Origin of the sequence: Chryseobacterium sp. AG363 (assembly GCF_003610675.1) — a bacterium.
Taxonomy (GTDB): Bacteria; Bacteroidota; Bacteroidia; order Flavobacteriales; family Weeksellaceae; genus Chryseobacterium; species Chryseobacterium cucumeris.
In genome coordinates, this window is sequence record NZ_RAQF01000002.1 from 176,057 (window position 1) to 201,827 (window position 25,771).

The 25,771-nt window shown below is 37.1% G+C and carries 20 protein-coding genes; 15 read left to right on the top strand and 5 right to left on the bottom strand.

Annotated elements, in window-relative coordinates; all coding sequences use genetic code 11:
* Positions 1-192 precede the first annotated feature (192 nt).
* The 4 genes from DEU39_RS00825 to DEU39_RS00840 all read left to right on the top strand — a co-directional run bounded on the left by DEU39_RS00825 (position 193) and on the right by DEU39_RS00840 (position 7,929).
* Entirely contained in the window at positions 193-2,946 is a 2,754-nt protein-coding gene (locus tag DEU39_RS00825; RefSeq protein WP_062670829.1) for a SusC/RagA family TonB-linked outer membrane protein, read from the top strand.
* An 11-nt stretch (positions 2,947-2,957) separates the two neighbouring features.
* Positions 2,958-4,559: a RagB/SusD family nutrient uptake outer membrane protein gene (locus DEU39_RS00830; RefSeq protein ID WP_120230566.1), complete on the top strand. Its 1,602-nt coding sequence runs from the start codon at positions 2,958-2,960 to the stop codon at positions 4,557-4,559.
* 18 nt (positions 4,560-4,577) lie between these two features.
* On the top strand, positions 4,578-5,693 hold the full coding sequence (locus DEU39_RS00835; RefSeq protein ID WP_120230567.1) for a SusE domain-containing protein: 1,116 nt from the start codon (positions 4,578-4,580) through the stop codon (positions 5,691-5,693).
* A gap of 79 nt (positions 5,694-5,772) precedes the next feature.
* Positions 5,773-7,929, top strand: a complete 2,157-nt coding sequence (locus DEU39_RS00840) for a glycoside hydrolase family 97 protein (RefSeq protein WP_062670825.1) — start codon at positions 5,773-5,775, stop codon at positions 7,927-7,929.
* A gap of 57 nt (positions 7,930-7,986) precedes the next feature.
* Here DEU39_RS00840 and DEU39_RS00845 read toward each other — a convergent pair whose 3' ends face one another.
* A complete protein-coding gene (locus tag DEU39_RS00845; RefSeq protein ID WP_120230568.1) occupies positions 7,987-8,976 on the bottom strand; it encodes a sterol desaturase family protein in 990 nt (329 codons plus the stop codon).
* 203 nt (positions 8,977-9,179) lie between these two features.
* On the opposite strand from DEU39_RS00845, the gene DEU39_RS00850 reads away from it, so the two are divergent.
* From DEU39_RS00850 to guaA, 10 genes are all read left to right on the top strand, one after another.
* Complete coding sequence (locus DEU39_RS00850; protein ID WP_120230569.1) at positions 9,180-11,039, top strand: glycoside hydrolase family 13 protein; 1,860 nt, start codon at positions 9,180-9,182, stop codon at positions 11,037-11,039.
* A 9-nt stretch (positions 11,040-11,048) separates the two neighbouring features.
* Positions 11,049-11,567, top strand: a complete 519-nt coding sequence (locus DEU39_RS00855; protein ID WP_120230570.1) for a nuclear transport factor 2 family protein — start codon at positions 11,049-11,051, stop codon at positions 11,565-11,567.
* A complete protein-coding gene (locus tag DEU39_RS00860; RefSeq protein ID WP_120230571.1) occupies positions 11,567-12,985 on the top strand; it encodes an MFS transporter in 1,419 nt (472 codons plus the stop codon). Before DEU39_RS00855 ends, DEU39_RS00860 begins: the two co-directional genes overlap by 1 nt.
* Before the next feature lie 471 nt (positions 12,986-13,456).
* Positions 13,457-14,185, top strand: coding sequence for a pirin family protein (locus tag DEU39_RS00865; RefSeq protein ID WP_120230572.1), 729 nt, complete (start codon positions 13,457-13,459; stop codon positions 14,183-14,185).
* A gap of 37 nt (positions 14,186-14,222) precedes the next feature.
* Entirely contained in the window at positions 14,223-14,774 is a 552-nt protein-coding gene (locus DEU39_RS00870) for an NADPH-dependent FMN reductase (RefSeq protein WP_120230573.1), read from the top strand.
* A gap of 289 nt (positions 14,775-15,063) precedes the next feature.
* The gene (gene purM, locus DEU39_RS00875) at positions 15,064-16,056 is read left to right on the top strand and encodes a phosphoribosylformylglycinamidine cyclo-ligase (RefSeq protein WP_062670814.1); all 993 of its coding nucleotides are present in this window, start codon (positions 15,064-15,066) and stop codon (positions 16,054-16,056) included.
* Between the two features lie 74 nt (positions 16,057-16,130).
* Entirely contained in the window at positions 16,131-16,697 is a 567-nt protein-coding gene (purN, locus tag DEU39_RS00880) for a phosphoribosylglycinamide formyltransferase (protein WP_120230574.1), read from the top strand.
* A gap of 175 nt (positions 16,698-16,872) precedes the next feature.
* The gene (gene purH / locus DEU39_RS00885) at positions 16,873-18,390 is read left to right on the top strand and encodes a bifunctional phosphoribosylaminoimidazolecarboxamide formyltransferase/IMP cyclohydrolase (protein WP_120230575.1); all 1,518 of its coding nucleotides are present in this window, start codon (positions 16,873-16,875) and stop codon (positions 18,388-18,390) included.
* Between the two features lie 89 nt (positions 18,391-18,479).
* Entirely contained in the window at positions 18,480-19,718 is a 1,239-nt protein-coding gene (gene purD, locus DEU39_RS00890; protein WP_062670807.1) for a phosphoribosylamine--glycine ligase, read from the top strand.
* Positions 19,719-19,891: 173 nt separating this feature from the next.
* Positions 19,892-21,421, top strand: a complete 1,530-nt coding sequence (guaA, locus tag DEU39_RS00895) for a glutamine-hydrolyzing GMP synthase (protein WP_062670805.1) — start codon at positions 19,892-19,894, stop codon at positions 21,419-21,421.
* Between the two features lie 376 nt (positions 21,422-21,797).
* Here the strand turns inward: guaA and DEU39_RS00900 are convergent, their stop codons facing one another.
* Entirely contained in the window at positions 21,798-22,184 is a 387-nt protein-coding gene (locus tag DEU39_RS00900; RefSeq protein WP_120230576.1) for a hypothetical protein, read from the bottom strand.
* A gap of 90 nt (positions 22,185-22,274) precedes the next feature.
* Between DEU39_RS00900 and DEU39_RS00905 the strand changes: the two genes are divergently transcribed.
* A complete protein-coding gene (locus DEU39_RS00905; RefSeq protein ID WP_062670801.1) occupies positions 22,275-23,777 on the top strand; it encodes a carbon-nitrogen hydrolase family protein in 1,503 nt (500 codons plus the stop codon).
* Between the two features lie 61 nt (positions 23,778-23,838).
* Here DEU39_RS00905 and DEU39_RS00910 read toward each other — a convergent pair whose 3' ends face one another.
* From DEU39_RS00910 to DEU39_RS00915, 3 genes are all read right to left on the bottom strand, one after another.
* Positions 23,839-24,483, bottom strand: a complete 645-nt coding sequence (locus tag DEU39_RS00910; RefSeq protein WP_120230577.1) for a hypothetical protein — start codon at positions 24,481-24,483, stop codon at positions 23,839-23,841.
* Positions 24,484-24,629: 146 nt separating this feature from the next.
* Positions 24,630-24,794, bottom strand: coding sequence for a hypothetical protein (locus DEU39_RS24250; protein ID WP_167497813.1), 165 nt, complete (start codon positions 24,792-24,794; stop codon positions 24,630-24,632).
* Between the two features lie 125 nt (positions 24,795-24,919).
* Positions 24,920-25,732 carry a tetratricopeptide repeat protein gene (locus tag DEU39_RS00915; RefSeq protein WP_120230578.1) on the bottom strand — a complete coding sequence of 271 codons (813 nt, stop codon included), beginning with the start codon at positions 25,730-25,732 and terminating at the stop codon, positions 24,920-24,922.
* Positions 25,733-25,771 lie beyond the last annotated feature (39 nt).

Below are 25,771 nucleotides of genomic sequence, written 5' to 3' on the forward strand. Positions count from 1 at the left end.
CAAATATTATGCAATGCATAAGACGTTGTAAATTATTGGATTTTAAAAAACTAACTAAAATCGGTTTCGTAATATACATAATTTTAACTAAAATTATATTAAATTTATAATAATTCTAATTTTTTTTTAAATTGCGAGTCTGGCTCCGGGCCAAAATATGACTGAAAAACGAAACTATAAAAAAATAAGATTGTGAAGAATTTTACAACAGTATTAAAAATCGCGCCCGCTTTTTTACTGGCCAGTACAGTAATACATGCGCAGAAAAAAGATTCTCTTCCTCAGGAGAAGAAGATTGATGAAGTTGTACTAATTGGATATGGAAAACAGAAAAAATCTGACCTTACCGGTTCTATAACTTCTGTTACGGCTAAAGACTTCAACGGAGGAGCTACTTCTGCCGGGCAGCTGATCCAGGGTAAAACACCAGGAGTACAGATTACCAATAACAGTGGAGCTCCGGGATCGGGTACAAAAATCAGGATCAGGGGTACTTCTTCTTTAAGTGGAGAAAACTCTCCGTTGATCGTTATTGATGGAGTTCCTCAGGATTTCGTTGGAATGAATGGTGTTTCCGATCCTTTATCATTAATTAACCCGAATGATATTGAAACGTTTGATATCCTTAAGGATGCTTCCGCTACTGCGATCTATGGTAACAGAGCTTCCAATGGGGTTATTCTCATTACAACCAAGAAAGGAACAGCAGGAAAGTTTAAAGTTAATTTCTCAACAGTTACTTCGGTTTCTACTAAAATGGGAAAGGTAGATGTATTAAATGCTCAGGAGTTTAGAGATTTTGTTAATACGTATGCACCTGCAGGTTATAAAACCAAACTTGGAAATGCTGATACCGATTGGCAGGATCAGATTTATCAGGCAGCATGGGGTACCGATAATAACGTTGCCCTTTCAGGAGGGATTAAAGGTCTGCCATACCGTTTATCATTAGGATATAATGAGCAGAACGGTATTGTAAAATCAAATTCTTTCCGCAGAACTTCTGTAGGATTGAACTTAAACCCTAAATTCTTTGATAATCATTTATCAGTGAATGTAAATGCAAAGGGAACATTTACCGATAACAGATTTGTAGATGGCGGAGTGATTAAGGCGGCTACTTATTTTGATCCTACGCAACCGGTGTATTCAGGAAACTCTAATTACGGAGGGTATTATGAATGGCTGGATTCAGGATCTGCAACAGGTTATAATGTAAATGCCAATTCAAACCCACTTGGGATGATCAATGGGGTAAGAGATGTTTCCTCTGTATTAAGAGGATTGGGAAATATTCAGTTAGATTATAAGTTTCATTTTCTTCCGGACCTTCATTTCAATGTAAATGCCGGATACGATTATACAAAAAGTGACGGACATAAATTTAAAGACGCTCGTCTGAGACCAGGTTTCGAAGATAAAGGAAGCTCAAATTTCTATTCTATGGAAAAGAAAAACAAGCTTTTGGAAACCTATTTTAATTATGTAAAAAACATCAGTGCTATTAATACTGGTGTAGACATTACTGCAGGATATTCTTATCAGGATTTCAATATCTATCTTCCGGGAGCTATCACTTATAGAGGAACAGGAATTAACTCGCAAGATTTAGATTTCAAAACTCAAAATACGCTGATTTCATTTTATGGAAGAGCTATTTTTACCATAGCTAATAAATATATTATTTCAGGATCAGTTCGTAAAGATGGCTCTTCAAGATTCTTTAACGGTACCAGAGATAATGTTTGGGGTGTTTTCCCTGGAGTTTCCTTAGCCTGGAAGCTTAATGAAGAAAATTTTATCAAAAATATATCTTCCATCAGTACATTAAAACTAAGAGCGGGATGGGGTAAAACGGGCCAGCAGGAATTGCCTGCACTTAACGGTAACAAGCCTAATAATTACCCGGCTTTTGCAGCCTACAATCCAAGTTATCAGGGAGCTGGATATCAGTTTGGAAATGAATTCTACTTTATGTTCAGACCTGCTAACTATAATCCAAATCTTACCTGGGAAACTACAACCACTAAAAACTTAGGATTAGATTTTGGTTTTAATAAAAACAGAATTACCGGATCAATAGATGTATTCAGAAAGGATACGAAAGATCTTCTTGTATATGCTGACGAGCCTGCTGGAGGTTTAAGTAATGCCAGTTGGCAGAACGTAGGTGATATGAAAAATGAAGGGATTGAAGGAAGTATTACCGTAATTCCTGTTAAAAACCAGAATACCACTTGGGAAGTAAGCTTTAATGCTACTCATTACAAGCCGGTTATCACGAAGCTTAAAGACAGAGCTGACGAATCATTTAACATGGAAGTAGGAGGTATTGAAGGAGGTTCTGGAAACAGAATTCAGGCTCATGCTGTAGGATATGCACCTAATTCATTCTGGGTATACCAGCAGGTATATGATACCAACGGAAAACCTGTTGACGGAGCCTTTGTAGACAGAAACGGAGATGGAGTAATCAATACAAAAGATATGTATTATTACAAATCTACTACACCGGATGCAATTTTAGGCTTCTCTACTAAAGTTTCTCACAAAAATTGGGATTTTGCATTAAGTGCAAGAGCCGTATTAGGAAACTACGTATATAATAATGCTGCTTCAAATAGTTCACTGCAGTCAGCATCTACCAACGAATACCTTCAGAACGTATTCTCTACAGCTCCTCAGTATAAGTTTGCAGTTCCTCAGTACAAATCTGATATTTATGTTGAGAATGCTTCATTCCTGAGACTGGATAATATCAATGTTGGATATAATTTCGGAGAAATCTTCACCAAAGGAAGCAACCTGAAAGTATATGCGATGGCGCAGAATGTTTTTGTGATCACTAAATACTCTGGAGTAGATCCTGAAGTTTTTGGGGGAATAGACAACGGTTATTACCAAATGCCTAAAATTTACTCTTTAGGTTTTAATTTCCAATTTTAAATAAAAATTCAATGAAACTAAATAGAATTAAACTTAAAAATATAGTATTGCCTCTTTCAGCAGTATTTTTATTAACAGCAACTTCTTGTGTGAAAGATCTTGAAAGAGAGCCAATCACAGATGTTACTTCAGCCAGTATTTATAAGGATTTTGCTAACTATAAAAATGTTTTGGCAAAACTTTATGGAGGACTTGCAATGGGTGGCCAGGTAAGTGGAGATGGTGATCAGCCGGATAGTGATATTAACGGAATCAATGGTGGTTTTTCACAATATACCAGATTGATGTACACACTAAATGTTGTTACAACAGATGAAGCTGTGATTGGATGGAATGACGGAAATCTTCATACCATGCACAAAATGACATGGGATGCCTCCAATGAGTTTATTGCGGCTATGTACTATAGAATATATACAGAAATTGCTTTTTGTAATGAGTTCTTAAGAAATGTTACCGATGAAAAGTTAGCTTCCAATAATATTACTGGAGACAATCTTAATCAGGCAAAATTGATGAGAGCAGAAGCACGTTTTTTGAGAGCACAGTCATATTTTCATGCGATTGATATGTTTGGAAATGTTCCTTTTGTAGATGAATCATACCTGCCTGGATCTATAAACCCGCCACAAAGAATAGAAAGAAAAGCATTGTTTAATTATATCGAATCTGAATTACTTGCTATAGCAGGAGAGTTAAAAGATCCTAAAACAAATGAATATGGCAGAGCAGATAAAGCTGCTGTTTGGTCATTGTTGGCAAAATTATATTTAAATGCTGAAGTTTATACTGGAAATCAGAGAAATACAGATTGTATCACATACTGTAATAAAGTGATTGCAGCAGGATATTCTTTAAAACCGAAATATGATGATTTATTCCTTGCTGATAATAATATCAATAATCCGGAGCAGATTTTAAGCGTTAATTTTGACGGAATCAATACGCAGACTAATGGTGGGACCACTTATCTGGTACATGCTGCCATAGGTGGTGATATGAAAGCTGCTGATTTTGGAGTGAATGGAGGATGGAGTGGTTTAAGAACTACAAAAGCATTTGTAGGGTTATTCCCTAATAATGGAAGTGACAAAAGAGGAAGATTCTTTACTTCAGGGCAAAATCTAGAAATTAATGATTTAGGCTCATTTACAGATGGTTATGCTTTTATCAAGTTTAAAAATGTTAAAAGTAACGGATCTGTCGGAGCTCATACCAACTGGGTGGAGGCTGATATCCCATTGTACCGTTTGGCAGATATTTATCTGATGTATGCAGAAGCTGTATTAAGAGGAGGAACTGGCGGAAATCAGGCTACAGCAATCGGTTATATTAATCAACTGAGACAACGTGCTTATGGAGATACAAGCGGAAATGTTTCTTCTATCAATCTGAATTTCATTTTAGATGAGAGAGCCAGAGAATTATCATGGGAAATGACCAGAAGAAGTGATCTTATTCGTTTCAATAAGTTCACCACAGGGGATTATCTATGGCCATGGAAAGGAAATGTAAAAGATGGAAAAGCAGTAGAAAACTACAGAAACCTGTTCCCGATTCCTGCTAAAGATATTGTAGCGAATCCTAATTTGATTCAGAATCCTGGGTATTAATTTTAAATCCTGTTTAAAATGAAAAATTTATTCAAAATATTAGCCCTGGTTTTTACAGGTCTTATCGTTTTTTCCTGTGAAAAAGATGAAGATCAGGCGGTTATTAATGAAACATCTGCCGGTAAAATATCTGCTGATAAAAGTGCAATAGTTCTTAATGAACTTAATGCAAATGATGCCGTAATAAGCTTTATATGGACAAAACCAACATTTAATATTGCTGTAGTTCCCAATCAGAAAGTAGAATTTGGAATGAAAGGGGATGGTTTCAAAAAAAGTGCTACCATTGACTTTTCTAATGATATGACTTCAGGTTCTGCAACACATGCCGCTTTGAATGCCGCCATGTTTGCCATTGGAGCAGTTCCGGATGTTGTAAACGATATCGAAGTAAGATTGAAGACTTCAGTAGGCTCAGCAGCTTTTTATTCTAATGTAATTGCTCTTAAAGTAACTCCTTATACTCCAAACCCTGATTTGGTATATCCAAAGATCAATGTTCCTGGAGCATACGCAGGAGCAGCTGGTTATGCAAACTGGACTCCATCTAATTCACCGAATCTGTTTTCTCCTGAGAAAAATGATAAATACAGAGGATTTATTTTCATCAAAGATGCTTCAGGTGATAATGGTAAATATAAATTTGCGATCAATCAGGATTGGCCGGGAAATAAAGGGGATGATGGAACCAATAGCGGAAAACTAAAAGTTGATGGTTCAGATATAGTACCGGCAGCAGCAGGAACTTATTATATGAAAGTAGACTGGGCAGCAAATACCTATTCTGCTACATTAGCAAACTTCGGAGTTATTGGTGATGCAACGCCTACGGGATGGGGATCAGATACTGACTTTGTATACAATCCTGCAACCAAAACATATGTTATCAATTCAATTGCTTTATCCAATACCGGAGTATTTAAATTCAGAGCCAATGATGATTGGGCAATAAAGTTCCAGCCAAAAGATGCAGAGCAGACTTTAGTTTCAGGGACAGGTGTTCAGACCTATTTAAGCTCAGAGGGAACCGTTACAGGAGATCCTGGATATAAAGTTTCACAGGCAGGTAATTATAAAATTGAACTGGATCTACACAATTCAGCATATTACAAGTTAACCATTACTAAATTGTAAATTAAACTAAACAAACTAAAATAAAGCAAAGTGCTGCTTTACCGCAGCACTTTATTTTTTAAGTTAATAAATAGTCATTATGAAGAAAATTACAGTTGGAGCACTTTTGCTCTCAATGATGTTTACAGGTGTGAAAGCCCAATCTTTAAAATCTCCGGACGGAAAGTTCGAAATGAACTTTCAGCTGAAAGAAGGAGTACCTTACTATAACCTGAAATACAATGGGGCAGTAGTGGTGGAAGATTCTAAATTGGGATTGAGATTATTTAAAGACACAGCCATAAAATTCGCTTCTGAGATTGCCAAACCAGAAGATGCAAAATACGATCTGAACAACGGTTTTGCAAAGACAGATGAAAAAAGAGACTCCAAAAATGAAACCTGGCAGCCGGTTTTAGGAGAAAAGAAAAATTATATCAACCATTACAACGAACTGGCAGTCACCCTGAATCAGGCTTCTACAGACAGAAGTATTGTGGTAAAGTTCAGATTATTCAATGATGGATTGGGCTTCAGATATGAATTCCCACAACAGAAAAACCTTAATTATTTCGTCATCAGAGAAGAAGATTCTGAAATCGATTTCCCTACCGATATGAAGGCATGGTGGATGGTTGCAGATTATGACTCTCAGGAGTATCAGTATCAGGAAACAAAAGTATCTGAAATCCCTTCAAAATGGGATAAAGCATATGATGCCAACGCTTCACAGTCATTGGTGAAAAATGCAGTGCAGTCTCCATTGATGCTTAAAAAAGAAGGAAAAGAGCCATTGTATATTAACGTTGCAGAAGCAGCTGTATTGGATTATCCGGCTTCACACCTTGAGGTAGATGCACAGAATTTTAAATTCAAAACGCATTTGACTGCCGACAGACAGGGAGCGAAAGGATACATTCAGACTCCGTCAGTAACGCCTTGGAGGACAATTATTGTAGCTCCGAAAGCAGAGCAGGTGATGGATTCTAAAATGATCTTCAACCTTAATGAGCCTACAAAGTACACCGATACTTCTTACATTCACCCTACAAAATACATGGGAGTCTGGTGGGAAATGATTATTGGAAAATCACAATGGGCTTATTCTACCGCTGAAAATGTCCATTTAGGTAAAACAGATTTTGCAAAATTAACTCCAAACGGAAAACATGCTGCCAACAATACAAAAGTTAAAGAATATATTGACTTTGCAGCAGAAAACGGATTCCAGGGATTGTTGATCGAAGGATGGAACATCGGTTGGGAAGACTGGTTCGGACATTCAAAAGAGTTTGTTTTCGATTTCATTACTCCTTACCCGGATTTTGATATTAAAATGTTGAATGAATACGCGCATTCAAAAGGAATCAAGCTGATCATGCACCACGAAACTTCAGGTTCTGCCACGAACTATGAAAGATGGGCGGATAAAGCTTTCCAAACGATGAACAAATACGGTTATGATGCCGTGAAAACCGGATATGTAGGAGATATCATTCCTAGAGGTGAACATCACTATTCTCAATGGACCATCAACCATTATTATAGAATTGCAGAAAAAGCAAACGACTATAAAATCATGGTGAATTCTCACGAATCCGTACGTCCTACAGGAGAAAGCCGTACTTATCCAAACTATATTTCTGCAGAAGCAGCCCGTGGAACGGAATATGAAGCTTTCGGAGGAAATAAGCCGGATCACCAGACGGTTCTTCCGTTTACAAGATGGATGGGAGGTTCTATGGATTACACGCCGGGAATTTTCCAGACAAAACTTGACTATTATTTCCCTGGTGATAACCGTTTTGTAAAAACTACTCTGGTAAAGCAGTTAGCACTTTATGTAACGATGTATATGCCGCTTCAGATGGCTGCGGATCTTCCTGAGAACTACAAAAAGCATATGGATGCATTCCAGTTTATTAAGGATGTTGCAGCAGATTGGGATGATACAAAAATCTTAGCTGCTGAGCCTGGTGATTATGTAGTTACAGCGAGAAAAGCAAAAGGCACTGAAAACTGGTTTGTAGGAGGTATCACGGATGAAAACAAACGTGAGTATACTGTAGACTTCTCATTCCTGGATAAAGGAAAGAAATATGAGGCAACCATCTATGAAGATGGAAAAGATGCCGATTATATTGATAACCCTCAAAGCTATAACATCTACAAAAAAGAGATTACAAGTAAGTCGAAAATTAATTTTAAAATGGTAAGAAGCGGCGGTTTCGCAATTTCAATTAAACCAGTAAAATAATTGTAAAGATACACTAAGGTGCCCCGGTTTATCGGATTTTCGATGGCCGGGGTATTTTTATTTATCCTCTGCGTGTTGAATCAGCTGGGAATATTGATTTTCAGATTCTAACAGTTGTTCCTGTACTTTAACAGGAGTTTTTACTTTCTCTTTATATTCTTTCTGATACTGTTTGACGGTTTTTCCAGTTCCGTCATGTCTCCATCCCGGCGAATAAAAAAGATATTTTAGGCGGTCTTTAAAAGAAATTCCCGGCTGTCTGATATCTTTCCCTATTCTTCTCCATTCATAGAAAAGCATCGTTGCGGGATCTTTGGATTTTATTTTCGGATAAACTCCATATTTTACTGGAACTTCAGGATCTTCTTTTTCAAAAGTCCCGAAAATTTTATCCCAGATAATCAGTCCCATTCCCATATTGCGGTCCAGATATTTGATATTGCAGGCATGATGTACCCTGTGATGAGAAGGTGTCACCAGGATATATTCTAAAAATCCCATACTTTTAATCGATTGGGTGTGTACAAACGTGCCGTAAATCTGTATAGAAGAGTAGGCTACCAGAATATGCCACGGATGAAAACCCATGAAAGCTAGTGGAGAGAAAAATAAATACCTGTACAACGGCTGAAATACAGGGCTTCTGAATCCCGTGCTGATATTGAAATAATCAGAATTATGATGGGTAATATGTACCGCCCAGAAAACACGCGAATGATGATCTACATAATGATGGACATAATAAGCAAAGTCCTGAGCCAGGAATACGGCAATCCAGTACCAGATCCCCTCCTGCCAGTCGAAAAGACGGTGCTGGTAAAAAAACATCATAATAAATAAGGAAAAACCTTTCATGATGATATCTAGTCCATAATTAAGCAAGGCGAAAAGGACATTTGTTGCTACGTCTTTTGTCTCATATATTTTCTCTTTATTAAAATGACTGTAGGCCATTTCCAGGAAAATTATAGCAGCAAACACAGGAATTGTCCATGTGTAAACAACATCCGGTCCTTCAGTTTTGAACATATTGCTGAAATCCAACATTTTTTCTATAAAACTAAACATAAAAAGCATGGGAAATTAAGTTTATGCATGAATTTTTTGTGAAAAATTTAATTATTCTTTATAAAAATTAAAATGAAGTCATTTAATCTGATAATCTTATAGAAATGAAGATTAAAAAAAGAGACTTTCCGTTACATTTTTGAACGTATATATGAAAATTTAATGCTAAATTGAACACTAATATGAAGACAATATATGCAGCATTCGCCCTTTCGATAGCTTCTTTTGCTTTTTCCCAGAAAAATCTGGAAAGAGTAGAGCCTGCTTTCTGGTGGAAGGGGATGAAAAATCCTGAACTTCAGATTCTTGTATACGGAAAAGAAGTGGCTAATAACGAGATTACGCTTTCAGATGGCATACAGATCAAAGACATAAGGAAAGTAGATAATCCTAACTATGTTTTTATTACAGTCAATACCAACGAAATAAACGTTCCGAAGTTTGCTATCGATATTAAGAAAGGCAAAAAGAATATGGGTTCATACACTTATGAGCTGAAACAAAGAAATCCGGGATCTGCCGATCGCGAATCTTTTACTTCAAAAGATCTCATGTATCTGATCATGCCGGACCGTTTTGCCAATGGTGATGAGAAGAATGATTCAAGACCGGAGCTTACCGAAAAAGCAGATCGCAGTCTTCCCAACGGCAGACATGGAGGAGATCTCCGCGGGATTATCAATAATCTTGATTATATCCAGAATTTAGGAGCTACAGCAGTCTGGCTGACTCCCGTGAATGAGGATAACGAAAAAGTGTATTCCTATCACGGTTATGCTCAGACCGATCTGTATAAAATTGATGCACGCTACGGTACCAACGAAGATTATAAAACATTATCCCAGGAGCTAAATAAGCGAAAGATGAAACTCGTGATGGATTATGTAACCAACCACTGGGGCGGATCACACTGGATGATCAAAGACCTTCCTTCAAAAGACTGGATTCATTGGTTTGATGAAGGAGAAAAAGGATTTAAACGTTCCAACTATAAAACGACAACACAGTTTGATACCAATGCTTCAGATATTGATAAAAAATACGCACTGGACGGATGGTTTGATACGACCATGCCCGATATCAACCAGAAAAATCCATTGGTCCTGAAATATCTGATCCAAAATGCTATCTGGTGGATCGAATATGCTGAGCTGGGAGGATTTCGTGTAGATACCTATCCTTACAATGATAAAGACGCCATGGCAAAATGGGCAAAGGCGATCACCGATGAATATCCGAAATTCAATATCGTAGGGGAAACATGGCTGTATACAGCAGCTCAAATTGCCGCGTGGCAGAAAAATTCGAAGATCGGGGCGATAGAAAATTACAATTCAAATTTACCATCGGTGATGGATTTTATGCTGTTTGAAAACATGCCTAAAGCCCTTAAAGAAAAAGAAAGCTGGGATAAAGGAATGATCCGTATTTACGATTCTTTTACGAGCGATTTCCTTTATCCGGATATCAATAATACCCTTGTTTTCTTTGAAAATCATGACACCGAAAGATGGAATGAAATCTTTAATGCAAATCCTGATGCCTATAAAATGGCACTCACTCTGATTTCGACAGTAAGAGGAATTCCACAGATTTATTACGGATCAGAAATAGGAATGAGAGGTGATAAAAAAACTGGTGGTGATGCGGATGTCCGCAGGGATTTTCCAGGAGGCTGGAAATCTGATACACAAAACGCTTTCAATCCATCCGCTCAAACTGCGGAGCAGAAAGAATTTTTCCGGTTTACTCAGAAATTATTAAACTGGAGAAAAGGTAAAGACGTGATACATCATGGAAAAACTAAAAATTTCGTTCCTCAGGATGGCGTTTTTGTGTATTTCAGATATAATGAAAAAGAAAGTGTAATGGTGGCCATCAACAATAATGAAAAAGATCAGACGTTAGATCTGAAAAGATTCGCAGAATCACTGAATGGATATACAAAAGGAAAAGAAGTAATTTCAGGAAAAGAAATTTCATTACAAAACAGTATGAATATCCCTGCAAAGACACCATTCATCATTGAACTAGAAAAATAATAATTACCTATGAAAAAACTAACAACTGCTTATACACTAATCCTTTTTTTACTGGGATTTTCTTTACTTACAGCACAGACGAAGACCGGATTTGAAAAAGAAAAATCGGAAATCGGTACCATGCTTGATACCTTTAATGCAATGGCGGCAAAAGCAGATTACGATGCCTATTTTAATCTGTTTGCAGAGGAATCTACCTTCATCGGAACAGATGCAACTGAAATCTGGGATAAAAAAGCATTTATGGTTTGGGCAAAACCTTACTTTGACAAAAAGAAAACCTGGAACTTTAAAGCTCTTAAAAGAAATATTTATTTCAGTAAAGATGGGAAACTGGCCTGGTTTGACGAATTGCTGGATACACAGATGAAGATCTGCAGAGGCTCAGGAGTGGTAGAGAAAATCAATGGAAGCTGGAAGGTAAGACAGTATGTTCTTTCTGTGACAGTTCCTAATGAGGTGGTAGACAAAGTGGTTACGGAAAAAGCACCTATTGAAGATGCATTAATTCAAAAACTGAAATCATAATGGCAATAATGATGGGGAAATATGATACTGGGGCAGTCGGGAAAAGAAAAAAGCCAGACCTATCGATGCTCCAGATTATCAATATGAGCATGGGATTCCTGGGAATTCAGATGGCATTCGGGTTACAAAATGGAAATGCGAGCCGTATTTTGGGGAATTTAGGAGCAGATGTTCACGAGTTATCCTGGTTCTGGCTGGTGGCTCCTATTACAGGACTCATTGTTCAGCCTATTATCGGCCACATGGGTGATAATACATGGAGTCCGTTGGGAAGGAGAAAGCCTTATTTCCTTATTGGCGCTGTTTTGTGTGCGATAGGATTGGTTCTCCTTCCAAATGCAGCATCCGTTACTCAGATGTTTGCCGCCAATGCACTTTTGTTAGCGGTAATATTTTTAGCCATGATGGATGCTTCAGTGAATATTGCCATGGAACCTTTCCGGGCTTTGGTAGGTGATATGCTTCCTAAACATCAGGGTACGATAGGGTTTTCTGTACAAACAATTCTGATTGGAATAGGAGCGGTATTAGGCTCTTATCTTCCGGACTGGTTAACAAAAATGGGGATTTCCAATGAAGCACCAGCAGGATTTGTAGCAGATAATGTCATTTACTCTTTTTATATCGGCGCAGGATTGCTTATCATATCAATTCTATACACGATCATGACAACCAGAGAGTATTCTCCACAGGAATTTGCTGATTTTGAAGATGGAAAAGACGCAGACCAACATAATTCTAAGTTTTCAGATATTTTTAAAGACTTTGCAGCAATACCTTTGCAGATGAAAAAGCTGGGAATTGTTCAGTTTTTCTCATGGTTCGCATTGTTTACCATGTGGGTATTTACCACCAGTGCTCTGGCAACCCATCATTTTGGACTTTCCCCGGAAGATACCCATTCCAAGGCATTTAATGATGCAGGTGACCTTACCGGAAAACTTTTCGGAATGTACAATCTCTGGGCGATTCCGTTTGCCTTTCTATTGACACCAATTGCTAAACTGATTGGTAAAAAACAGACTCATGCTTTAGCTTTATTGTGTGGAGGTTTGGGACTGGTTTCCATGTATTTCATTAAGGATGTCAACAATTTATGGATCTCAATGATCGGATTAGGCTTTGCTTGGGCAAGTATTTTAGCAATGCCTTATGCAATGCTTATTGAGGTGATTCCACAACGGAAAATGGGCGTTTATATGGGAATATTCAATTTCTTTATTGTGATTCCGCAGATCATCAATGGTTTGTTCGGAGGTCCTATAGTAAGCGGGATTTTCGGAAAGCAGGCGATGGATTATGTGGTTGTAGGAGGTGTTTGCATGCTGATTGGAGCTGTAGTGACCATGATTTTTGTGAAATCTGAAGATGAAACCGCTAAGGAAATTGAAGAAGAAATCAAGCAGGTACATTTTTAATAAGAAAATAGAGGTTAGAAATAAGTAATGTGATGTGTTTTGAAATTTAATTTAAAATAGCATCATAAAATTCAATAGGAGCGGGCTTTAGCCCGCTTTTCTTTTAAACATTCATCAATTGGCTTTAGCCAAAACTTAAAATCTATCCTTCGTATACTTATTATTTTTTTTGATCTTAAGATTGTAATAATTTCCCACAGATTTTCACAGATATCACAGATGCTTGCACTTGTTTACTCATTCGAAGAAAAAATATCCGGCATAAAAATTTTATCGCAAATAAAATCTTTGCGCCTTAAAAACATACTGAAAATAAAAAAATCGCGTCTTTGAGTAATCCGACCTATAAAAGGACCCTCACTTTCTGAGCTCTCTCAACCTTTTTAATTTCTCCAAATTTCCTTTCTTAACCTACATCAACTTTTTAAACACCTACATCCCGTACATTTGTACTATAAATAATCACAGAAAATGAAAACAGTATATCATAAAGCAGATTCAAGAGGCCATGCCAATCATGGATGGTTAAATTCTTACCATACATTCAGTTTTGCCAATTATCAAAACAGAGACAGAACCAACTTCGGAGTTTTAAGAGTATTGAACGATGACACCGTTTCGCAGGGAATGGGCTTCGGAACACACCCACACAGAGATATGGAAATTATATCCATTCCTTTGGAAGGAGATCTGGAACATAAAGACTCTATGGGAACCACAGCAGTAATCAGAAAAGGAGAAATCCAGGTGATGAGTGCCGGAACAGGTGTCATGCACAGCGAATACAATAAAAATAAAGATGAAGAAGTAAAATTCCTTCAGATCTGGGTGTTCCCGAAAGAACAGAATGTTGAGCCAAGATACGATCAGAAAAGTATCAAAGAAGGAGAGAAAATCAATGGATTCCAACAGATCTTATCTCCCAATAAAAATGATGACGGAGTTTGGATTCATCAGGACGCATGGTTCAATCTGGCCAACTTTAAAAAAGGAAACGGTAAAAATTATATGCTCAACAAAAAAGGAAATGGAGTGTATGTATTTGTTTTAAAAGGAAGTGCAAAAATCGGAGACCGCGTTCTGAATGAAAGAGACGGGTTGGGAATCTGGGATACACAGAGCTTTAATATAGAAGCCGTGGAAGACACTGAAGTATTATTAATGGAAGTACCTATGGAACTGCCGTCTTATCTTAAATAAAAAACTAAATTTGTAATCTTAAAAATAAACCTCACCTATGAAAATTTTAGCAATAGCAGGAAGTAACTCAGAAGCTTCAATTAACAAACAGTTGGTAGCATATGCATCAACATTATTTGAAAATGCAGACGTAGAAGTGATCGATTTGAATCCTTTCGAAATGCCTATCTATAAACACGAAAGAGAATTAGCAGGCGGTGTTCCACAGGAAGCTCATGATTTCGCAGCAAAAATTGACGGTGCTGATGTATTACTGGTTTCTTTGGGAGAGCACAACGGAACGTATTCTACAGCATTCAAAAATGTGTTTGACTGGGTATCCAGAATCAAAGACAGAACAGTCTGGAATGAAGTACCTATGCTATTGATGTCTACATCTCCCGGAGGTAGAGGTGGAGCAGGTGTTTTGGAAGCAGCATCAAAGCGTTTCCCTTTCCACGGAGGAAATGTGGTGGAAACTTTTTCTCTTCCTTTCTTTAATGATAACTTTGATAAAGCCGCTCAGAAAATTTCTAATGAAGAGAAAGACAGTGAGTTAAAAGAAAAAATTAAGAAGATTGCAGCCATTGAAACAATCCTTGAAAAATAGAATTTGAATATTCATTTAAAATTACTATTTTTGCAAAAAGAAAAGAGATGAAAATTCAGACCTCCTATAAACAATGTTTTTCTCATAAAGGGAAAGTTGTGGGCTCTGAAATTCTGAGATAAAATAACGGCCGATAATCTGAAAAGATTGTCGGCTTTTTTGTTTTCTAAAATCGAGTATAAAAGTAATTGAAATATTAAAAGATAAGAAGACGCAAGACGTCAGATACAAGATAAGAATCATCTGAAATCTGAGATCTGAAATCCTATATCTAAAAATCTAAGCAGACATGAGCAACACTTACAAATCAGCAGGAGTAGACAAAGAAGAAGGATACAAAACGGTTGACAAGATCAAAAAAGCGGTCGGTGAAACCCACAATTCCAATGTACTGAATCACTTGGGAAGTTTTGGTGCTTTCTATGAAATCGGAGGATACAAAAATCCGGTTCTTGTATCAGGAACAGATGGAGTAGGAACAAAGCTGAAAGTAGCTTTAGATACCAAAAAATACGATTCTATCGGGGTAGATTGCTTCGCAATGTGTGCCAACGATATTCTTTGCCACGGTGCTAAACCTTTATTCTTCCTGGATTATCTGGCTTGTGGAAAGCTTGATTCAGAAATCGCTGCAGAAATCGTTTTAGGAATGGTTGCCGCTTGTAAGGATAACAACTGTGCATTGATTGGTGGTGAAACTGCTGAAATGCCTGGAATGTACCAGCCCGGAGATTATGATGTTGCAGGATTCTGTGTAGGAATCGTAGAAAAAGACCAGATCATTGACGGTTCTAAGATCAAAGCAGGAAACAAAATTATTGCGTTGCCAAGCTCAGGATTCCACTCAAACGGATTCTCTTTAGTAAGAAAAGTATTCCCGGACTTTGAAGAAGAGTTTGAAGGAAAACCATTATACGAGACGCTTTTAGTTCCTACAAGACTATACTACAAAGATATTCACAAAGTATTGGAAGAAGTAAGAGTAGAAGGAATTGCCCACATCACAGGAGGTGGTCTTTACGAAAACGTTCCAAGAATTATTCCGGAAGGACTTTGTGCTTCTATTGACGAATCAAAAATCAGAATTCCTAGTGTGATGCTTGAGCTTGAAAAAAGAGGTGGAGTGGCACGTGAAGAAATGCACGGAACATTCAACATGGGTGTAGGAATGGTAATCGTTGTAGATGCTGAACATGCTGAAAAAGTATTACACCTTTTAGATGACGCTTACGAAATCGGTGAAATCACTGAAGGAGCAGAGAAAATCAATTTGAAATTTTAAATGACATCAGATTTCAGATCTTAGATATCAGACGTAAGTCTGTAATCTTTAATCTGACATCTAACATCTGAATAATGAAGAACATTGTTGTACTCGTATCCGGTTCAGGAACCAATCTGCAGAGAATCATTGATACTATTGACTCAGGAGAAATCCGGAATGCAAAAGTAACTCTGGTGGTAGCAGACAGAGAATGTTTCGGACTGGAAAGAGCAAAGAATCACAATATAGAAAACATACTCATTCCGAGAGGAAAGAACTTCAGCAGCGAATTGGCCAAAGTAATCCCTGAAAATACAGATCTGATTGTATTGGCAGGATTTTTATCCATCTTAAAATCTGAATTCTGTGAAAACTGGAATGGTAAAATAATCAATATTCACCCGGCTTTGCTTCCGAAATTCGGAGGAAAAGGAATGTGGGGAATGAACGTTCACAATGCAGTTATTGAAGCGAAAGAAATAGAGAGTGGGGCAACTGTACATTTTGTGACACCAGGGATTGACGAAGGAGAAGCTATTCTTCAAAAGTCTTTCGAAGTAACCGCTGAGGACACTCCTGAAACGCTGGCTCAGAAAGTTCACCAGATTGAATATGAAATATTTCCGATAGCGATCAATAAGGTCCTGGGAAATGAATAAATATAACAATGTATCAGTGTACCAATTTACCAATGTTGAAGGTATTGTTACATTGCTGGACTGATACATTGTTACATTAATAAAAAGAAATCTAAGTAAAATAAAAGTAAGTTCGGAGGTGAAAGACCCGGACACAGTTTGAAATAGCTGTAAAAAGTAAAAAATTGAAAGTAAAATGAGTAAAAAGAGAGTTTTAATCAGTGTTTCTGACAAAAGTGGATTAATAGAATTCGCACAGTTTTTGGAAGCTCAGAATTATGAGTTGATCTCTACAGGAGGAACGTTCAAACATTTGAAAGACGCTGGTTTAAATCCTATTCAGATTGATGAGGTTACCAATTTCCCTGAAATGTTGGATGGAAGAGTGAAAACTTTACACCCAAAAGTTCACGGTGGATTGTTGGCTGTTCGTAACAATGAAGAGCACATGAAAACCGTTCAGGAGCACGGAATTGGTCTGATTGACATGGTAATCGTAAATCTTTATCCTTTCTTTGAAAATGTAAACAAAGACATTTCTTTACATGAAAAAGTAGAGTTTATCGATATCGGTGGACCTTCAATGCTTCGTTCTGCAGCGAAAAACTTTGATTCTGTAACAGTAATCACTGATGTTGAAGACTATGCAGCAGTGAAAATTGAAATGGAGCAAAACGGTGATACGTATATCGAAACCCGTAAAAAACTTGCAGGAAAAGTATTCAACCTTACCTCTGCATATGATGCGGCTATTTCAAGAATGCTTTTAGATGAAGAATATCCTACTTATCTGAATGCTTCTTATAAAAAAGTAGCAGATCTAAGATATGGAGAAAATCCTCACCAGACAGCAGCTTACTACGTTTCTACTTTCGAAAACGGAGCGATGAAAGACTTTGAACAGCTTGGAGGTAAAGAACTTTCTTTCAACAATCTTCGTGATATGGACCTTTGCTGGAAAGTAGTCACTGAGTTCAAAGAAGAAATGGCTTGTTGTGCCGTAAAACACTCTACCCCTTGTGGCGTTGCGATCGGAACTTCAGCATTGGAAACCTATCAGAAAACATTTGAATGTGATCCGGTTTCCATCTTTGGCGGAATTGTTGCAATGAACTATAAAATTGATGCAGCAACAGCGGAAGAACTCAACAAAACTTTCCTTGAAATTGTAATGGCTCCTGAATTTGATGAAGAAGCTCTTGAAATTTTAAGAAAAAAGAAAAACCTGAGAATCATCAAAATCGTAAACCCTGTTTCTGACAAACAGACCTGGGTGAAAGTAGACGGAGGTATCCTTGTTCAGGATAATGACCTTCACTTCTCAGATGATATCAAAGTGGTAACTGAAGTACAGCCTACAGAAGAGCAGAAAAAAGCATTGCTTTTCTCTCAGAGAGTAGTAAAATATGTGAAGTCTAATGCAATCGTAGTTTCCAACGGAATTCAGGCATTCGGTATCGGTGGCGGACAGGTAAACAGAATCTGGGCAACACAGCAGGCGATCGAAAGAGCAAAAGAAAAATTCTCAGGAGATTTAGTACTGGCTTCAGATGCATTTTTCCCTTTCCGTGATGTAGTAGATTTCTGCGCTCATGAAGGCATCAAGGCGATTATTCAGCCAGGTGGAAGTGTAAAAGATCAGGATAGTATTGAGGCAGCAAACGAGCACAGTATTCCAATGATGTTTACAGGTGTCAGACACTTTTTCCACTAATTAAAATAGAATTAAAAAATAATTAGGGATTGTATTTTTAGCATTCAAAATTATATATTTGTAAATTAAGACTAGATAATAAATAAAGTATGAGAATATTAATCATAGGTGAAGGCGGTAGAGAATCTGCTTTAGCGGCAAAGCTTCAGAATGACTCAAGAATTTCTAAAATGTTTTTTGCCAACGGGAATGCTACTACCGATGTAATAGGGAAAAATGTTCATTTATCAGAAATCAAAGAACTTAGAGATTTCGCTATTAAAGAAAAAATTGATCTTACGATCGTAGGTCCTGAAGCTCCTCTTGTAGCAGGTATCAAGGACGAATTTAAAAAGCATGATCTTAAGGTTTTCGGGCCTACTCAAAAAGTAGCGAGCCTGGAAGGAAGTAAAGCTTTCTCTAAGAAATTTATGCAGACCTATGATATCAAAACAGCTAAAGCTGTAGTATTTGATTCATATAACGAAGCTAAAGAGTATGTGCAGACACAGCAGTATCCTTTGGTAATCAAGGCAAGTGGTTTAGCTGGCGGAAAAGGTGTTGTTATTTGTGATAACCTTGAAGAAGCTGAAGCTACAATCCACGATTTCATGATCAGAAGAATCTATGGTGATGCTGGTATTCGTTTAGTTATTGAAGAATATTTACAAGGTTTTGAAGCTTCTATTATTGCTTTCTCTAACGGGGAAAAATTATTCCCTTGTGTAGCAGCAAAAGATTATAAAAAAGCTGGAAACGGAGATACAGGACCTAACACAGGAGGTATGGGTTCAGTAGCACCAAGCCCGGAATTTACTCAGGAGCACTATGCAGATTTTGAGAAAAATATCTTAGAACCTACTGTCAAAGGTCTTAAAGCTGAAGGTTTCGGATTTAAAGGAATCATCTTCTTCGGATTGATGGTAACGAAAAACGGAGCTTACCTTCTTGAATACAACATGAGATTCGGAGATCCTGAAACTCAGGTATTGATGGCGTTGATGGAAAACAATCTTCTGGATGTGATTCAGGATTGTATGGAAGGAAAAGACATTGAGCTTAAGTTTAAAGACGAAAAAGCAGTTTGCCTTGTTATGTGTTCAGGAGGATATCCGAGAAATATCGAAATAGGTTTCGAAATTACAGGAGAAGACAAACTGAAACACAGTAAACTGTTATACGCAGGAGCTGTCACCAAAGGTGATAAAGTAGTTTCCAATGGCGGTAGAGTACTGAACATTGTGGCTACAGGAGCTACTTACGAAGATGCCCGCAAGAAAGTTTACGAAGACGCAGGTCACGTACATTTCGATTACGGCTTCTATAGAGAAGACATCGGAAAGTTTTAATAAAAATCACGAAAAAAGATTTGGAGCTAATCCAAGTCTTTTTTTGTAAAACAGTTAAGTAAGCAATAAGCTTTAGGCTACAGGCAGCATGCTTATTGCGTTATAGAAAGCTTATTGCCTGAAGCCTATAGCTTAAAGCTTTTAATTTAATCATCATTTATCAATTATCAAAAATGAACAACGGTATTATTATTTTAGATTTCGGATCCCAGTACAACCAGCTTATCGGAAGAAGAATCCGTGAGATGGGTGTGTACTCTGAAATCTTGCCTTACAATACACCATTACAAGATATTTTAGCAAAACAGCCAAAAGGAATCATCCTATCCGGTGGACCAAGTTCTGTAAATGCAGAAAATGCTCACCTGGTTGAGAAAGAATTATACGAGCAGGGAGTTCCTGTATTGGGAATCTGTTACGGAATGCAGATGACGGCTCACCTTTTAGGAGGAAAAGTAAACAAAGGAGAGAAAGGAGAATACGGTAAAGCCAACTTAGAGATCGTTAAAGAAAGCTCTTTATTAAAAGGAGTTACTCAGAACTCTGTTGTTTGGATGAGCCACTTTGACGAAGTAGGAGAATTGCCTGCAGGTTTTGAATTAAATGCGAAATCAGGCGTAATTGCTTCTATCTCCAATGAAGACAAAAAAATCTTCTGCGTTCAGTTCCACCCGGAAGTTTCTCATACAGAAGAAGGAGGGAAAATGCTTGAAAATTTCGTTTTCAGCATCTGTAACTCAGAGAAAAACTGGAAACTGACCAACTATATTGAAAAAACAGTTGAGGAAATCCGTGAGAAAGTAGGAGACAACAAAGTAATCCTTGGACTTTCAGGAGGTGTAGACTCTTCTGTAGCAGCTGTTTTAATCCACAAAGCCATCGGTGATCAGTTGACTTGTATCTTCGTAGATACGGGATTATTGAGAAAGGATGAAGGGAAAAAAGTAATGGATCAGTATGGAGAGCATTTCCATATGAACATTAAAATGGTGGATGCTAAAGAAAGATTCCTTTCAAAACTAGCCGGAGTAGACGATCCTGAAGCAAAGAGAAAAATCATTGGAAATGAATTCATCCACGTATTTGACGAAGAATCTCACAAAATTGAAGGTGCTAAATTCTTAGCTCAGGGAACCATTTATCCTGACGTTATCGAAAGCCAGTCTGTTAATGGACCATCTGCAGTAATCAAGTCACACCACAACGTTGGAGGACTTCCTGAAGATATGGAATTCGAATTATTAGAGCCATTAAGAGAGCTTTTCAAGGACGAAGTAAGAAGAGTAGGAGAAGAATTGGGTATTCCTCATCACCTGGTATACAGACACCCTTTCCCAGGTCCTGGATTAGGAATCAGAGTATTGGGAGCTGTGGATGCTGAGAAAGTAAGAATTCTTCAGGAAGCTGATGATATTTTCATTGAAGAATTATACAAAAATGATCTTTATGAAAAAGTATCTCAGGCATTTGTAGTACTTCTTCCTGTAAAATCTGTAGGAGTAATGGGTGATGAAAGAACTTATGAATATACTGCTGTAGTACGTTCTGCCAACACCATTGACTTTATGACAGCAACATGGAGCAGACTTCCTTACGAGTTCCTGGATACCGTTTCCAGCAGAATCATCAACGAAGTAAGAGGAATCAACAGAGTAGCTTACGATATTTCAAGCAAACCACCTGCAACGATTGAGTGGGAATAATTTTTGACTTGAATTTAAATATAAATCCTGCCCATTTTGGGTAGGATTTTTTTGTTAAAACTGTTTCAATGAAGAAATGATCAGTAAAATATTTAAAGCAATTAACAAGCAATATATCAGCTTGAAGAGTATATGTTTATGGAAAATGACATAACTTGTTAACATAGTACCTATTAAATAGAAGTAAATAAAACTTTTTGCTTCCTGGGGTTTTATTTCAGATGCTGAAAACAAGTTTAAATTATGCGAAACATTGACTGATGTATCAGCATAAAAGATTCTTAAAATAAACATAATGGTGACGCTTATGAGTAAAATTACTGCGTATGGTTTCATCAACTAATAAAAATTTAATTTAATCGGACAAGAATGATTTTTAATTTACATTGTAAAAATAAAAATCTTCCGCAGAAAAAGCATTCAGGTTTTCTATAAAATCAAAATAAGCATTATAAATATCAGGATCTACAGTCAAATACGGATTAGATAGCGTATCGACAATAATATATTCTATATCACGAAATGTATGCAGAATATTTTTTACCTGTAAAGCATATAGCTTTTCTATAAAAATCAGAGGATAATTCAGACAGATATATCCCACAGTTTTATTTCCCAAATTTAGAATAGCAATTTTTTCTGTTTCCTTTTCTATATCAGTGCGATAAGGAAATGAAAGCGCCTCGATTACAGAACTGAAATCAGAGTGTTTCCAATAATTATTTGAGTGAACTGCTGCTTGTAAAATTTCGGTGATATCCACTGTTAAATTTTGTATAAATAGTTGGGGAAGTAGTTATCTATAAGGATTTAAGTAAAATATTTTCACTAAATTTAAGTAAAATTACATCAAATGCAAATAGAAACAAGAAACCTGACCCTTCAGGATTATGATGAACTGGCGGAAACGATGAAAAGGGCCTACCCACAGATGTCGGAGTCTATATGGTCCAAAAAAAGTATTGATAAACTGACCAAAATATTCCCTAACGGACAAATTTGTATCACGGTTGACGGAAAACTCGCTGCTGTAGCGCTTTCCATTATCGTCAATTATGAAGAATTCGGGGACGACCATACCTATAGTGATATTACAGGAAATTATACATTCAATACCCATACTTCAACGGGGAATGTTCTCTACGGAATTGAAGTTTTTGTAGATCCTGAGTTTCGGGAACTGCGTTTGGGAAGAAGATTGTACGATGCACGAAAAGAACTTTGTGAGTTATTAAACCTGAAATCGATTATTCTTGGAGGCAGAATTCCCAATTATCACAAATACAGCCACGAACTTTCTGCAAGAAATTATATCCGAAAAGTAAGAGATAAGGAGATCTATGATCCGGTATTGTCTTTCCAGCTTTCCAATAATTTTCTTCCGATAAAAATCCTGAAAAAATATCTTCCGGAAGATGAAGCTTCAAGAGAAAATGCAGTTCTTTTGCAGTGGAACAACATTTATTACAGCAGAAAGCCGAATACCATGCAGGACAGCATTATCCGTCTCGGATTGGTGCAATGGCAGATGAGGCATTTTAAAGATATTGAAGCTTTTTATGAACAGGTAGAATTCTTTGTAAACGTAATGGGAGATTACAAATCTGATTTTGTCCTTTTCCCGGAGCTGTTCAACACGCCTTTACTGGCACCCTTCAATAATCTTTCTGAAAGGGACAGTATGATAGAGCTGGCGAAGCTGACAGAGGAAATCAAAGAAAAAATTTCAGAGCTGGCCATCAGTTACAACGTCAATATTATTTCGGGAAGCATGCCTGTTTTTGAAAATAATGAATTGTACAACGTAAGCTATCTTCTTCACCGTGATGGACGTATGGATGAATACAGAAAAATTCATATTACTCCAAACGAAAAGAGATATTATGGAATGAAAGGCGGAAATGAAATCAAAGTTTTTGATACCGACTGCGGAAAAATAGGTCTTGTCATCTGCTATGACGTGGAATTTCCGGAGTTACCAAGAATTCTGGCCGATCAGGGGATGAAAATTCTGTTTGTTCCTTATCTTACAGACACTCAGAATGCGTACATGAGAGTACGCCACTGTGCCGCAGCAAGAGCCATTGAAAACGAATGCTACGTTGCCATTGCCGGTTGTGTAGGAAACCTTCCGAAGGTTAATAATATGGATATTCAGTTCGGACAGGCTGCTGTATTTACCCCTTCCGATTTTGCCTTCCCATCCAATGCCGTGAAAGGAGAAGCTACTCCCAACACAGAAATGACCCTGATTGTAGATGTAGATCTGAATCTGTTGAAAGATCTCCATCATAACGGTTCTGTTCAGGTAATGAAAGACCGAAGAAAAGACCTTTACGAAACCTACCTTAAATAAAAATATCTGCGGCAGCTCCAACGGAGCTGCCGCAGATATTTTACTATCCAAACGGACCGAACTATCCTTTTTTAGCAGATTCTCTGATTAAATCCTGATTGTTTTTATAAACCTCATATTGTTCCGGGCTTAATATCTTTTTAAAATCTTTATCAAGGACTTTAAAATCGCTTATAATAACCTTTTTTGCCTTATTGCTGTCAGCATCTTCAGGACTCGCATTTTTCTTGTTGAGACGCTTTCCAAAATCTTTCTGAACTTTCTGTACTCCTTTGAAGTTGATCTCGTATACCTGCTCAACCTGTCTTTCAGTCAGATCCAGAATAGGAACCATAATCAATGTTCTGAAAAGAGCAATCTTTTCTGCTCTGTCTTGCTTTACTACAGCCATCTGCTCAGGAGTAAGAATCTGCTCCATCGCCTGATGACGCTGGGCAATGATGCTTACAAATTCGTCAGCAATCATTTTATTATTCTGGGAACTGCTATTGTCACCGGCTTTGTTATCAAGAGCAATAAGAGCATCTGCTGTCATTTTATTGATCTCTGTAACCTTATTTGCCTGTGATTCTGTAAGCCCTAAATAACTCATTTCTTTTGTGGCCACTTCTGCAATAGATCTCGCTGATGCTACCTGTGCTTTTACTTGTGTTGTAAACAGAACTGCTGATAAAATAAGACCAGCTGAAATAATTTTTTTTAACATAGTGTTGTAATTATATAGTTGTATTTTTTTCTTTTCAGATGGAAATAATGTGCCAGAAATTGAGGTACATAGGCATTTTTCAGGGTAAAAAAAATACCCGAAGAATATTTCTTCGGGTACCGTATAATTCTGTATAAACTCTGGTCTTACATATACTGAGGGCATACTACAGCAGGGCAGATTAGTCCAGGACATTTTGGTCTTCCGTCTGTAGGGCAGCATTGGTTTGAGCAGTTTCCGATAATGATTCCGCTTCCTGCAATTCCTTTTAACTGTTCTCTTGAAAGTTTGTTGTTTCGTAAATTTTTCATGTTTTAATACTTTTGAATTGTTTTAATTTGTATGTTGTAAATATATTAATTTTTATAATATACCACCCGTTTTTATTAATATTGATGTATATTATCCTTTAAAATATTGATTATGTGTGAATTTTTTAATTTTTAAGCTCTGTGCATTTTGCCTGGGAAATGACATCATCAATCCCTGTATTTCCAAATTGCCTGCTTTTAAGAAAGCTTTTACATGCATTTTCCTGTTGCCCCATAGCTAGCAGCACTTCCCCACGAATATAAAGAACCGTTGGGTCGTCAGAATTATATTGCAGGGATCTTTCTAAATCTTTAAGCGCAGCATCATATTGTTTTAGCAAGGCAAAAGCCGCCCCTCTGTTTCCAAATCCTTTCTGGCTCTCTTTTAAGGACAATGATGTATTGAAATCTTCAATAGCTTCAGAATAATTATCCATTCGCATTTTTATATATCCGCGGTTCAGATAATTGCTGAAATTTTTAGGTTGTTTTTCTACTGAAATATTGGCGTCAGCCAAAGCTTCATTATACATTCCCAGTTCTGCTTTAACGCCCCCTCTTTCACTATATAAATCATAGTCTAAAGGATCTCTCTCTATCGCAATATTATAATACTCCAGTGCTTTTCCAAAATCGGCAAGAGAGGAATAATAAGTAGCGTAAAAAGAATAGACCCTGCGATTTTTGGGGTCCAGTTTAAGAACTTTATCAAAATCTTCTTTCGAATTTTTAATATCCTCCAAATATAAATAAGACATTCCTCTGTAAAGATAAGAGTCAAAAGTTTTTTCTTTTTTCTCGATGGCCTTAGTAAAAAGTGAGATTGCTTCTTTGTAATGTTCATTAATATATTCCGCATATCCAAGGTTGTAATTAGACTGCCCTGAAAGGATGGAGGAAATAATGAGGAAAAAGAACAAGAGTATAGTTTTTTTCATAGGTGAAGTTATTATTGTTTTTGTTCTCGAATTTAATAA